Source organism: Escherichia sp. KCJ4928 (genome assembly GCF_004352695.1).
In the GTDB taxonomy this organism is placed as follows: domain Bacteria; phylum Pseudomonadota; class Gammaproteobacteria; order Enterobacterales; family Enterobacteriaceae; genus ECMA0423.
In genome coordinates this window covers 1-12513 of record NZ_SJWV01000122.1, presented here as the reverse complement: position 1 = coordinate 12513, position 12513 = coordinate 1, and the positions used below count along the sequence as shown (strand labels likewise).

The following is a 12513-nucleotide window of genomic DNA, read 5'->3' as shown; positions in this document are numbered from 1 at the left end:
CTAAATTCGTATTAATGAGATACTAAAAATGGGACACAAGCCCTTATACCGGCAGATTGCCGATCGCATTCGTGAACAAATTGCGCGTGGCGAGCTTAAACCTGGCGATGCGTTACCTACCGAATCGGCATTACAAACAGAGTTTGGCGTCAGCCGGGTTACGGTGCGTCAGGCTTTGCGCCAGTTAGTCGAGCAACAGATCCTCGAAAGCATTCAGGGCAGCGGGACTTACGTCAAAGAAGAGCGGGTCAATTACGATATTTTTCAGTTAACCAGTTTTGATGAAAAACTGTCGGACCGTCACGTCGATACACACAGTGAAGTCCTGATATTTGAAGTGATTCCGGCTGACGATTTTCTTCAGCAACAGCTACAAATCACCGCGCAGGATCGTGTGTGGCATGTGAAGCGCGTGCGCTATCGCAAGCAAAAGCCAATGGCGCTGGAAGAAACCTGGATGCCGCTTGCGTTGTTCCCGGATCTCACCTGGCAGGTCATGGAAAATTCAAAATATCACTTTATTGAAGAAGTGAAGAAAATGGTTATCGATCGTAGCGAACAGGAAATCATTCCTCTGATGCCAACCGAAGAGATGAGCCGTCTGCTTAATATCAGCCAGACAAAGCCGATTCTTGAAAAAGTATCGCGTGGATATTTAGTTGATGGTCGGGTGTTTGAATATAGCCGCAACGCTTTTAATACCGATGACTATAAATTTACCCTGATAGCGCAACGAAAATCATCGCGATAAGCACAAAAAAGGCCATCATACGATGGCCAACCATGTCGAAACCGACAGCCCTTCGCCATTCCTGTAGAGGGAAGCGGCGAGGGCTATTTCTTATTACAGATATTTATTTCAGAACAGTTTTCAGTGCTTCACCGATATCCGCCAGGCTGCGAACGGTTTTCACGCCTGCGGCTTCCAGAGCAGCGAATTTCTCATCCGCAGTCCCTTTCCCACCGGCAATGATGGCACCCGCGTGGCCCATACGTTTGCCTTTCGGCGCAGTCACACCAGCGATGTAACCCACAACTGGCTTGGTAACATGCTCTTTGATGTACGCTGCCGCTTCTTCTTCAGCGCTACCGCCGATCTCACCGATCATTACGATCGCTTCGGTCTGCGGATCTTTTTCGAACATTTCGAGAATGTCGATAAAGTTAGAGCCAGGGATCGGGTCACCGCCGATACCAACACAGGTCGACTGACCGAAACCGTAATCCGTGGTCTGTTTAACCGCTTCATAGGTCAGTGTACCGGAACGGGAAACGATACCCACTTTACCCGGTTTGTGAATGTGACCCGGCTGGATACCGATTTTGCATTCACCCGGAGTGATAACGCCCGGGCAGTTCGGGCCGATCATACGAACGCCGGCTTCGTCCAGTTTCACTTTCACAGTCAGCATATCCAGCGTCGGGATGCCTTCAGTGATGGTGATAATCAGTTTGATGCCTGCATCAATAGCTTCCAGAATGGAGTCTTTGCAGAACGGTGCTGGTACGTAGATAACAGAAGCGGTAGCGCCAGTAGCAGCAACAGCTTCACGCACGGTGTTGAACACCGGCAGGCCGAGGTGGGTAGTACCGCCTTTACCTGGGGTTACGCCGCCAACCATTTTAGTGCCGTATGCAATGGCCTGTTCTGAGTGGAAAGTCCCCTGGCTACCAGTAAAGCCCTGGCAGATAACCTTGGTGTTTTTATCAATTAAAATGGACATTATTTCCCCTCCACTGCGGCAACAACCTGCTGAGCTGCATCCGTCAGACCTTTTGCTGCAATAATATTCAGGCCGCTGTCAGCCAGTTTCTTCGCGCCGAGTTCGGCGTTGTTACCTTCCAGACGTACCACGACCGGTACGTTAACACCCACTTCTGCTACCGCGCCGATGATACCGTCAGCGATCAGGTCGCAACGAACGATACCGCCGAAGATGTTAACCAGAACGGCTTTCACTTTGTCGTCAGAGAGGATGATTTTGAACGCTTCGGTTACACGTTCTTTGGTTGCGCCGCCGCCAACGTCAAGGAAGTTAGCCGGTTCGCCGCCGTGCAGTTTAACGATGTCCATCGTACCCATCGCCAGACCTGCGCCGTTAACCATACAACCGATGTTACCGTCCAGCGCAACGTAGTTCAGTTCCCACTGTGCAGCCTGTGCTTCACGCGGATCTTCCTGCGACTGGTCACGCATTTCGCGCAGATCAGGCTGGCGGAACAGTGCGTTGCCGTCAGCGCCCAGTTTGCCGTCGAGGCAAATCAGATCGCCCTGTTTGGTGATGACCAGCGGGTTGATTTCGATCAACGCCAGGTCGCGCTCCAGGAAAATGGTCGCCAGGCCCATGAAAATTTTGGTGAACTGCTGAACCAGTTTACCTTCCAGACCCAGTTTGAACGCCAGCTCGCGTCCCTGATACGGCATCGGGCCTGTCAGCGGATCAAGCGCAACTTTATGGATCAGGTGCGGAGTTTCTTCCGCCACTTTTTCGATTTCCACGCCGCCTTCGGTGGAGGCCATAAAGACCACGCGACGGGAACTACGGTCTACAACGGCACCGAGATACAGCTCTTTAGCGATATCGGTCGCTGCTTCAACCAGAATCTGGTTAACCGGTTGGCCATTGGCATCTGTTTGATACGTTACCAGACGCTTGCCGAGCCAGTTTTCTGCAAAAGCACGGATGTCTTCTTTGCTGTTTACAACTTTCACACCGCCCGCTTTACCGCGGCCACCAGCGTGAACCTGACATTTCACTACCCACGGGCCGGCACCGATTTTTGAAGCGGCTTCTTCTGCTTCGCGCGGAGTAGTACAGGCATAACCCACCGGTGCTGGTAAGCCATAGCGGGCAAAAAGTTGTTTTGCCTGATATTCATGTAAGTTCATGTGTTCTGTCCATCCTTCAGTAATCGTTATCTTTTAAACCGTAGACCGACACCCTATCCACGTCGGTCTACAGTGCAGGTGAAGCTTAAACTACTACACGTCCAGCAGCAGACGCGTCGGATCTTCCAGCAACTCTTTGATCGTTACCAGGAAGCCCACGGATTCGCGACCATCGATCAGACGGTGATCGTAGGACAGCGCCAGGTACATCATCGGCAGGATCTCAACCTGACCATTCACCGCCATCGGACGATCTTTGATAGCGTGCATACCCAGAATTGCGCTCTGCGGCGGGTTGATGATCGGCGTAGACATCAGGGAACCGAACACACCACCGTTGGTGATGGTGAAGTTACCACCGGTCAGATCTTCAACGGTCAGCTTGCCGTCACGGCCTTTGACTGCCAGCTCTTTGATTTTCTTCTCGATGTCTGCCATGCCGAGGGTATCGACATCACGCAGTACCGGTGTCACCAGGCCGCGCGGCGTAGAAACCGCCATGCTGACGTCGAAATAGTTGTGGTAAACCACGTCATCGCCGTCGATAGACGCGTTCACTTCCGGGTAACGTTTCAGGGCTTCAACCACCGCTTTCACGTAGAAGGACATAAAGCCCAGACGGATGCCGTGGCGTTTTTCAAACGCTTCACCGTACTGCTTACGCAGATCCATAATCGGCTTCATGTTGACTTCGTTGAACGTGGTCAGCATGGCGGTGGAGTTTTTCGCTTCCAGCAGACGCTCTGCCACACGCTTACGCAGGCGAGTCATCGGGACACGTTTTTCACTACGTGCAGCCAGAGCCGGTTGCGCCGCCGGAGCAGCCGCTGCCGGAGCAGCCGCTGCCGGAGCAGACTCTTTCGCCGGGGCTTTCGCCAGATGTTTTTCCACATCTTCACGAGTCAGACGACCACCCACACCGGTGCCTTTAATGGCGCTAGCGTCGAGATTGTGTTCAGCCAGCAGGCGACGGATCGCCGGGCTTAACGCATCGTTGTTTTGCTCTTCCAGAGATGCCTGCTGGCGTTGCGCCGGAGTGGATGCTTTCTCTTCAGATTTGGCGCTGGTTTCTTTACCGGCGCTGTTGCCTTCACGCAGGCGACCAAGGATCTGACGAGACGTTACCGTTGTACCTTCATCTTCCAGAACCGCATCCAGAATGCCGTCTGCTGATGCCGGTACTTCCAGTACCACTTTGTCAGTTTCGATTTCTACCAGCACTTCATCACGTACGACTGCGTCGCCGGGTTTTTTATGCCAGGTTGCGACGGTGGCATCGGCTACGGATTCAGGCAGGTCAGGGACCAGAATATCTACGCTACTCATTGTGTATCCTTTATTTATTCGACGTTCAGCGCGTCATTAACCAGATCTTGTTGCTGTTTCTGGTGAACGGACATATACCCTACCGCCGGAGAGGCGGAGGCCGGGCGGCCTGCATAACGCAGAGAAGCCCCAAACGGAATCACTTCACGGAAATGATGCTGGCTGCAGTACCATGCGCCCTGGTTGAGCGGCTCTTCCTGGCACCAGACAAAATCCTTGACGTGAGCAAACTGCTGCAACACTTCCTGCATCGCTTTATGCGGGAACGGGTAGAGTTGCTCGATACGCACAATGGCGACATCGTGTTGATTGTTCTTACGACGCTGTTCCAGCAGGTCGTAATAAACCTTACCAGAACACATCACTACGCGCTTCACGCCCTTCGGATCAAGCTCGTCGATTTCACCGATGGCTGGCAGGAAGGTGCCGTTCGCCAGTTCTTCGAGGCTGGAAACCGCCAGCGGATGACGCAGCAGGGATTTCGGCGACATCACGACCAGCGGACGACGCATCCCGCGCAGCGCCTGACGACGCAGCATGTGGTAAACCTGTGCCGGGGTAGACGGTACGCACACCTGCATGTTTTGCTCAGCACAAAGTTGCAGATAACGTTCCAGACGCGCGGAGGAGTGCTCCGGCCCCTGCCCTTCGTAACCGTGCGGCAGCAACATCACCAGACCACACATCCGGCCCCATTTCTGCTCGCCAGAGGAGATGAACTGGTCGATAACCACCTGCGCACCGTTGGCGAAGTCACCGAACTGCGCTTCCCAGATGGTCAGAGTGCGTGGTTCTGCGGTGGCATAACCGTATTCAAACGCCAGCACTGCTTCTTCAGACAGTACGGAGTCCCAGACGCGGAACGCGCCCTGCCCGTTATGGATGTGTTGCAACGGCGTGTAAGTGGAACCGTTAGACTGGTTGTGGATCACCGCGTGGCGGTGGAAGAAGGTACCGCGACCGGAGTCTTCACCCGACAGGCGAACCGGAATGCCTTCGTCAACCAGCGTGGCGTAAGCGAGGTTTTCCGCGCCGCCCCAGTCGAACAGTTTCTCACCGCCAGCCATCGCCTGGCGATCGCCATAAATCTTGGCAACGCGAGACTGCATTTCAACCGCTTCCGGCACCGTGCTGATGCGTTTAGCCAGTTCCTGCAGGCGCTTCATCTCAACTTTGTTCGGGTACTCTTCGTCCCATTCGTGGTTGAGGTACGGCGACCAGGTGAAAGAGTGCATGTTCATCGGACGCCACTCTGCTACCACGCAATCGCCAGCATCCAGCGCATCGCGGTACAGGTTAACCATCTCGGTGGCATCTTCCAGCGTCGCCACTTTTTCCTGCTCCAGCTTGTCAGCGTAGATTTTGCGCGGTGTCGGATGTTTTTTGATTTTCTGATACATCAGCGGCTGGGTTGCGCTCGGCTCGTCGGCTTCGTTGTGGCCGTGACGGCGGTAGCATACCAGGTCGATGAAGACATCACGTTTAAAGGTGTTACGGAAATCGAGCGCCAGACGGGTCACAAAGGCAACGGCTTCCGGATCGTCCGCGTTAACGTGGAAAATCGGTGCCTGAACCATCTTGCCGATATCAGTACAGTACGGCGTAGAACGGGCATCCAGCGGATTAGAGGTGGTGAAACCAACCTGGTTGTTGATAACGATACGTACCGTACCGCCAACTTCATAACCACGCGCTTTCGACATGTTCAGAGTTTCCTGAACCACGCCCTGCCCGGTCACTGCGGCGTCACCGTGGATGGTGATTGGCAGCACTTTGTTGCTGCTCGGCTCATCAAGTCTGTCCAGACGGGCACGAACAGAACCGATAACGACCGGGCTTACAATCTCAAGGTGAGACGGGTTAAACGCCAGCGCCAGGTGCACCAGGCCGCCATCGGTCTGGAAGTCAGACGAGAAGCCCATGTGGTATTTCACGTCACCCGTGCCGAGGTGTTCTTTATGTTTACCGGCAAACTCGTCGAACAAGTCTTGCGGTTTTTTACCCAGCACGTTCACCAGCACGTTCAGACGACCACGGTGCGCCATCCCAAGAACCACTTCGCGGGTGCCGCTGTTGCCAGCGTGGCGGATCATCTCTTTAAGCATCGGGATTAACGCGTCACCGCCTTCCAGCGAGAAGCGTTTTGCGCCAGGGAATTTTGCGCCGAGGTAACGTTCAAGGCCTTCAGCGGCGGTCAGTTCGCTTAAGAAGCGTTTTTTCTCTTCGCTATTGAAAGTCGCGCGACCAGACTCGATACGCTGTTGGATCCAGCGTTTTTCTTCGGTGCTGGTAATGTGCATATACTCGGCACCAATCGGGCCACAGTAGGTTTGCTTGAGGGCTTCCAGCAGCTCGCCGAGTTTCATGGTTTCTTTGCCGCTGGCAAATGAACCGACGTTGAAGGTTTCCTGGAAGTCTGCTTCGGTCAGATCGTGGAAAGACGGATCCAGATCGGCCACTTTATCTTGCTGCCACAGTCCCAGCGGATCGAGATTCGCATGCTGGTGACCACGGAAGCGGTATGCGTTAATGAGCTGCAGGACTTTAACCTGCTTCACATTGGTGTCAGGGTCGGAGATCGTTGAAGAGTAACGTGAAGCGTCTTTCGCCAGGCGGCGGAAATATTCACGCGTTTGAGAGTGGAATTGATCCGGTTTGACTCCCGTACCAGGTAACTGCTGGAACGTCGAACGCCAGTTAGCGTCAACCGAGTCAGGATCGGTTAAGAAGTCTTCATAGAGCTGTTCTATCCAGCTCTGGTTTGCGCCAGAGAGGTAAGAAGAGTCCAACCAGGCTTTCAAAGCGCTGTTCTGCATCGTGATCCCTTAAGCATCTTTTTTATGCTTACTTCGCCGTGGATACTACCACGCACAGTGATGTGCGTGCCGGGGTTCACTTGCGAGCTCTTGTCTATGTAGTGGCTCGCGAAGGAACCTTTAAAAACTGTCTTAGTGTCAGGGGCAGTTTTTAAAGATTTCCTGCATTTCTTTGTTACGCCTGATGCGCTGCGCTTATCAGGCCTACGGGTAATGACTTGTAGGCCGGATAAGGCGTTCACGCCGCATCCGGCACTGGTTGCCTGATGCGACGCTTGCGCGTCTTATCAGGCCTACGGTTTACGCATTACGTTGCAACAACATCGACTTAATATGGCCGATGGCGCGCGTCGGGTTCAGCCCCTTCGGACATACACTGACGCAGTTCATGATGCTGTGACAGCGGAATACACTGAATGCATCGCTCAAACCGTCGAGGCGGCTGTCAGTCTCGGTATCACGGCTATCGATCAGGAAACGATATGCCGCTAACAAGCCTGCCGGGCCGATAAACTTATCGGGATTCCACCAGAAAGACGGACAAGAGGTTGAACAACATGCGCAGAGAATACATTCATACAGCCCGTCGAGTTTTTCGCGCTGCTCTGGCATCTGTAAATGCTCGCGAGCTGGCGGATTTTGTCCATTATTCAACAGGTAAGGCTTAATTTTCTCATATTGCGCATAGAATTGTCCCATGTCTACCACCAAATCGCGGATCACCGGTAAACCTGGCAGCGGGCGAATCACAATCTTCTTGCCCGGCTGGTTGAGTGCCGAAATCGGGGTAATACAGGCCAGACCATTCTTGCCGTTCATGTTCAGACCGTCGGAACCGCACACACCTTCACGGCAGGAGCGGCGGAACGACAGGCTGGGATCTTTCTCTTTCAGCTGGATAAGCGCATCCAGCAACATCATGTCGCGACCTTCTTCCGCTTCCAGGGTGTAATCCTGCATACGCGGAGCATCATCAACATCCGGGTTATAGCGATAAATTGAAAACTCGAGTCTCATTTTCCTGTCTCCGCATTAGTAAGTACGAATCTTCGGCGGGAATGCCGGGCGCAGTTTCGGTTCCATGTTGACGCTTCGGCGCGTCATGGATTCCGACTCTGGCAGATACAGGGAGTGGCACAGCCAGTTTTCATCATCACGATCCGGGAAGTCGAAGCGGCTATGCGCGCCACGGCTTTCGGTACGGAAGTTGGCAGAAACAGCCGTTGCATACGCCGTTTCCATCAGGTTATCCAGTTCCAGGCACTCAACGCGCTGGGTGTTGAACTCGCTGGAAGTGTCATCCAGACGGGCATTTTTCAGACGCTCGCGGATAACTTTCAACTGCTCAAGCCCTTTCGCCATCGCATCACCTTCACGGAAGACCGAGAAGTTATGCTGCATACATTCTTGCAGCGCTTTACGAATCGCCACCGGATCTTCACCGTTACGATTATTGTTCCAGCGGTTCAGACGATCCAGAGATGCTTCAACATCAGACTCGCTGGCATCGCGCAATGCGCCCTGCTCGGCGATAGACTCTTGCAGATGCAGACCCGCTGCGCGACCAAAGACCACCAGGTCCAGCAGCGAGTTGCCGCCCAGACGGTTAGCGCCGTGTACCGATACACAAGCGATTTCACCAACGGCAAACAGCCCCGGAACAACCACATCTTCGCCTTTCTCGTTCACCGTCAGCGCCTGACCGGTCACTTTGGTCGGAATACCACCCATCATGTAGTGACAGGTTGGGATAACCGGAATCGGCTCTTTCACCGGATCAACGTGAGCGAAGGTACGGGAGAGTTCCAGAATACCCGGCAGACGGGATTCGAGAACTTCTTTACCCAGGTGGTCGAGTTTCAGTTTCGCATGTGGCCCCCACGGACCATCACAGCCGCGACCTTCACGGATTTCAATCATGATGGAACGCGCCACCACGTCACGGCCCGCCAGGTCTTTGGCGTTCGGCGCATAACGCTCCATAAAGCGTTCGCCATGTTTGTTCAGCAGATAACCGCCTTCACCACGGCAACCTTCGGTGACCAGTACGCCCGCACCGGCAATACCGGTCGGGTGGAACTGCCACATTTCCATATCCTGCACCGGTACGCCTGCGCGGATAGCCATGCCGACGCCGTCGCCAGTGTTAATGTGGGCGTTAGTGGTGGACTGATAAATACGCCCTGCCCCGCCAGTCGCCAGCACGGTAGCGCGGGCTTTGAAATAAACCACTTCACCGGTTTCGATGCACAGTGCGGTACAACCCACCACCGCGCCATCCTGGTTTTTCACCAGATCCAGCGCATACCACTCGGAGAAAATGGTGGTGTGGTTTTTCAGGTTCTGCTGATAAAGCGTGTGCAACAGTGCGTGACCGGTACGGTCAGCCGCCGCCGCAGTGCGTGCCGCCTGCTCGCCGCCGAAGTTTTTCGACTGACCGCCAAACGGACGTTGATAGATACGACCATCATCAAGACGCGAGAACGGCAGGCCCATGTGTTCGAGTTCCAGAATCGCTTCCGGCCCGGTTTTACACATATATTCAATCGCGTCCTGGTCACCGATATAGTCCGACCCTTTTACGGTGTCGTACATATGCCATTCCCAGTTATCTTCATGGGTATTACCCAGCGCAACGGTAATGCCGCCTTGCGCAGAAACGGTATGGGAACGGGTCGGGAAGACTTTAGAGAGCAGCGCACAGGTCTGGCCGCTCTGGGAAATTTGCAGCGCCGCGCGCATACCTGCGCCACCGGCACCAATCACAACTGCATCAAATTCTCTGACTGGCAATTTCATCACACACCCCACACCACAACGAATCCATAAATCACGTAAACCACCAGTGCAACGACAATCACCAGTTGCAGCATCAGGCGCAATGCCAGCGGTTTAACGTAGTCGGTCAACACCTGCCACATGCCGATCCAGGCATGAATCAAGATAGAAAACAGCGCCAGCAGGGTGAACACTTTGGTGAACGCAGAGGCGAAGAAACCGATCCAGACTTCATATGTCAGTTCGCCACTGGTGGCGAAAAAACCGACCATATAAATGATGTAGAGCGTCAGGACGATAGCGGTAGCGCGAACGAGGATGAAATCATGTACGCCATTGCGTCCTAATGCGGAGGCGTTGCTTACCATACGAGGACTCCTGCGAGAAGTGAAAGCACGACAGTAATAACAAAGGAGATTTTGGCGGAGCGTTTACCCGCTTCGAATGTTTCTTCCAGATAGCCAAAATCCATCATCATGTGGCGAATACCTACGACGACGTGATACGCCAGAGCGGTAAGGATGCCCCACATGATAAATTTGACGAAGAAGCTGCCCATAATCGCGGAAGCTTGCTCGAAACCTTCAGGGGAAGAGAGGCTGGTACCCAGAAGCCACAGCAGGATGCCCACTGCAACAAAGGTGATCACACCGGAAACGCGATGGAGAATGGACGCTATCGCCGTGATGGGGAACCGGATGGTCTGTAGGTCCAGATTAACAGGTCTTTGTTTTTTCACATTTCTTATCATGAATAACGCCCACATGCTGTTCTTATTATTCCCTGGGGACTACGGGCACAGAGGTTAACTTTCTGTTACCTGGAGACGTCGGGATTTCCTTCCTCCGGTCTGCTTGCGGGTCAGACAGCGTCCTTTCTATAACTGCGCGTCATGCAAAACACTGCTTCCAGATGCGAAAACGACACGTTACAACGCTGGGTGGCTCGGGATTGCAGGGTGTTCCGGAGACCTGGCGGCAGTATAGGCTGTTCACAAAATCATTACAATTAACCTACATATAGTTTGTCGGGTTTTATCCTGAACAGTGATCCAGGTCACGATAACAACATTTATTTAATTTTTAATCATCTAATTTGACAATCATTCAACAAAGTTGTTACAAACATTACCAGGAAAAGCATATAATGCGTAAAAGTTATGAAGTCGGTATTTCACCTAAGATTAACTTATGTAACAGTGTGGAAGTATTGACCAATTCATTCGGGACAGTTATTAGTGGTAGACAAGTTTAATAATTCGGATTGCTAAGTACTTGATTCGCCATTTATTCGTCATCAATGGATCCTTTACCTGCAAGCGCCCAGAGCTCTGTACCCAGGTTTTCCCCTCTTTCACAGAGCGGCGAGCCAAATAACAAACGGGTAAAGCCAGGTTGATGTGCGAAGGCAAATTTAAGTTCCGGCAGTCTTACGTAATAAGGCGCTAAGGAGACCTTAAATGGCTGATACAAAAGCAAAACTCACCCTCAACGGGGACACAGCTGTTGAACTGGATGTGCTGAAAGGCACGCTGGGTCAAGATGTTATTGATATCCGTACTCTCGGTTCAAAAGGTGTGTTCACCTTTGACCCAGGCTTCACTTCAACCGCATCCTGCGAATCTAAAATTACTTTTATTGATGGTGATGAAGGTATTTTGCTGCACCGCGGTTTCCCGATCGATCAGCTGGCGACCGATTCTAACTACCTGGAAGTTTGTTACATCCTGCTGAATGGTGAAAAACCGACTCAGGAACAGTATGACGAATTTAAAACTACGGTGACCCGTCATACCATGATCCACGAGCAGATTACCCGTCTGTTCCACGCTTTCCGTCGCGACTCACATCCAATGGCAGTCATGTGTGGTATTACCGGCGCGCTGGCGGCGTTCTATCACGACTCGCTGGATGTTAACAATCCTCGTCATCGTGAAATTGCCGCGTTCCGCCTGCTGTCGAAAATGCCGACCATGGCCGCGATGTGTTACAAGTATTCCATTGGTCAGCCATTTGTTTATCCGCGCAACGATCTCTCCTATGCCGGTAACTTCCTGAATATGATGTTCTCCACGCCGTGCGAACCGTATGAAGTTAATCCGATTCTGGAACGTGCTATGGACCGTATTCTGATCCTGCACGCTGACCATGAACAGAACGCCTCTACCTCCACCGTGCGTACCGCTGGCTCTTCGGGTGCGAACCCGTTTGCCTGTATCGCAGCAGGTATTGCTTCACTGTGGGGACCTGCGCACGGTGGTGCTAACGAAGCGGCGCTGAAAATGCTGGAAGAAATTAGCTCCGTTAAACACATTCCGGAATTTGTTCGTCGTGCGAAAGATAAAAATGATTCTTTCCGCCTGATGGGCTTCGGTCACCGCGTGTACAAAAATTACGACCCGCGCGCCACCGTAATGCGTGAAACCTGCCATGAAGTTCTGAAAGAGCTGGGCACCAAAGATGACCTGCTGGAAGTGGCTATGGAGCTGGAAAACATCGCGCTGAACGACCCGTACTTTATCGAGAAGAAACTGTACCCGAACGTCGATTTCTACTCTGGTATCATCCTGAAAGCGATGGGTATTCCGTCTTCCATGTTCACCGTCATTTTCGCAATGGCACGTACCGTTGGCTGGATCGCCCACTGGAGCGAAATGCACAGTGACGGTATGAAGATTGCCCGTCCGCGTCAGCTGTATACAGG

At 52.9% G+C, this 12513-nt stretch carries 11 protein-coding genes; 3 read left to right on the top strand and 8 right to left on the bottom strand.

The genetic code is table 11. The features are described from left to right. Positions 1-28 precede the first annotated feature (28 nt). Positions 29-751, top strand: a complete 723-nt coding sequence (mngR, locus tag E0D98_RS16390; protein WP_000509899.1) for a mannosyl-D-glycerate transport/metabolism system transcriptional repressor MngR — start codon at positions 29-31, stop codon at positions 749-751. 103 nt (positions 752-854) lie between these two features. On the opposite strand, the gene sucD is transcribed toward mngR, so the two are convergent. From sucD to sdhC, 8 genes are all read right to left on the bottom strand, one after another. Further along, positions 855-1724, bottom strand: a complete 870-nt coding sequence (gene sucD / locus E0D98_RS16385) for a succinate--CoA ligase subunit alpha (RefSeq protein ID WP_000025458.1) — start codon at positions 1722-1724, stop codon at positions 855-857. After that, positions 1724-2890, bottom strand: a complete 1167-nt coding sequence (gene sucC / locus E0D98_RS16380; RefSeq protein WP_001048602.1) for an ADP-forming succinate--CoA ligase subunit beta — start codon at positions 2888-2890, stop codon at positions 1724-1726. The genes sucD and sucC overlap by 1 nt, the downstream gene beginning before the upstream one ends. 93 nt (positions 2891-2983) lie before the next feature. Next, positions 2984-4216, bottom strand: a complete 1233-nt coding sequence (odhB, locus tag E0D98_RS16375; protein WP_000099821.1) for a 2-oxoglutarate dehydrogenase complex dihydrolipoyllysine-residue succinyltransferase — start codon at positions 4214-4216, stop codon at positions 2984-2986. 14 nt (positions 4217-4230) lie between these two features. Next, entirely contained in the window at positions 4231-7032 is a 2802-nt protein-coding gene (gene sucA, locus E0D98_RS16370) for a 2-oxoglutarate dehydrogenase E1 component (RefSeq protein WP_050877185.1), read from the bottom strand. A 300-nt stretch (positions 7033-7332) separates the two neighbouring features. Then, a complete protein-coding gene (sdhB, locus tag E0D98_RS16365) occupies positions 7333-8049 on the bottom strand; it encodes a succinate dehydrogenase iron-sulfur subunit SdhB (protein WP_001235263.1) in 717 nt (238 codons plus the stop codon). 15 nt (positions 8050-8064) lie between these two features. After that, positions 8065-9831 (bottom strand): succinate dehydrogenase flavoprotein subunit, encoded by a 1767-nt coding sequence (sdhA, locus tag E0D98_RS16360; RefSeq protein WP_000775540.1) that lies wholly within the window; start codon positions 9829-9831, stop codon positions 8065-8067. Continuing rightward, on the bottom strand, positions 9831-10178 hold the full coding sequence (gene sdhD / locus E0D98_RS16355) for a succinate dehydrogenase membrane anchor subunit (RefSeq protein ID WP_000254365.1): 348 nt from the start codon (positions 10176-10178) through the stop codon (positions 9831-9833). Before sdhD ends, sdhA begins: the two co-directional genes overlap by 1 nt. After that, positions 10172-10576 (bottom strand): succinate dehydrogenase cytochrome b556 subunit, encoded by a 405-nt coding sequence (gene sdhC / locus E0D98_RS16350; RefSeq protein WP_000263347.1) that lies wholly within the window; start codon positions 10574-10576, stop codon positions 10172-10174. Before sdhC ends, sdhD begins: the two co-directional genes overlap by 7 nt. 380 nt (positions 10577-10956) lie before the next feature. On the opposite strand from sdhC, the gene E0D98_RS16345 reads away from it, so the two are divergent. Beyond that, complete coding sequence (locus tag E0D98_RS16345; protein WP_001305582.1) at positions 10957-11064, top strand: hypothetical protein; 108 nt, start codon at positions 10957-10959, stop codon at positions 11062-11064. A gap of 205 nt (positions 11065-11269) precedes the next feature. Next, positions 11270-12513 (top strand): citrate synthase (gltA, locus tag E0D98_RS16340; RefSeq protein ID WP_063080095.1); only part of this gene is annotated, 1244 nt, incomplete at its 3' end.

Coding starts and splice junctions, on each gene's coding strand:
- mngR (WP_000509899.1), top strand. CDS start 29: ATGGGACACAAGCCCTTATACCGGCAGATTGCCGATCGCATTCGTGAA.
- sucD (WP_000025458.1), bottom strand. CDS start 1,724: ATGTCCATTTTAATTGATAAAAACACCAAGGTTATCTGCCAGGGCTTT.
- sucC (WP_001048602.1), bottom strand. CDS start 2,890: ATGAACTTACATGAATATCAGGCAAAACAACTTTTTGCCCGCTATGGC.
- odhB (WP_000099821.1), bottom strand. CDS start 4,216: ATGAGTAGCGTAGATATTCTGGTCCCTGACCTGCCTGAATCCGTAGCC.
- sucA (WP_050877185.1), bottom strand. CDS start 7,032: ATGCAGAACAGCGCTTTGAAAGCCTGGTTGGACTCTTCTTACCTCTCT.
- sdhB (WP_001235263.1), bottom strand. CDS start 8,049: ATGAGACTCGAGTTTTCAATTTATCGCTATAACCCGGATGTTGATGAT.
- sdhA (WP_000775540.1), bottom strand. CDS start 9,831: ATGAAATTGCCAGTCAGAGAATTTGATGCAGTTGTGATTGGTGCCGGT.
- sdhD (WP_000254365.1), bottom strand. CDS start 10,178: ATGGTAAGCAACGCCTCCGCATTAGGACGCAATGGCGTACATGATTTC.
- sdhC (WP_000263347.1), bottom strand. CDS start 10,576: ATGTGGGCGTTATTCATGATAAGAAATGTGAAAAAACAAAGACCTGTT.
- E0D98_RS16345 (WP_001305582.1), top strand. CDS start 10,957: ATGCGTAAAAGTTATGAAGTCGGTATTTCACCTAAGATTAACTTATGT.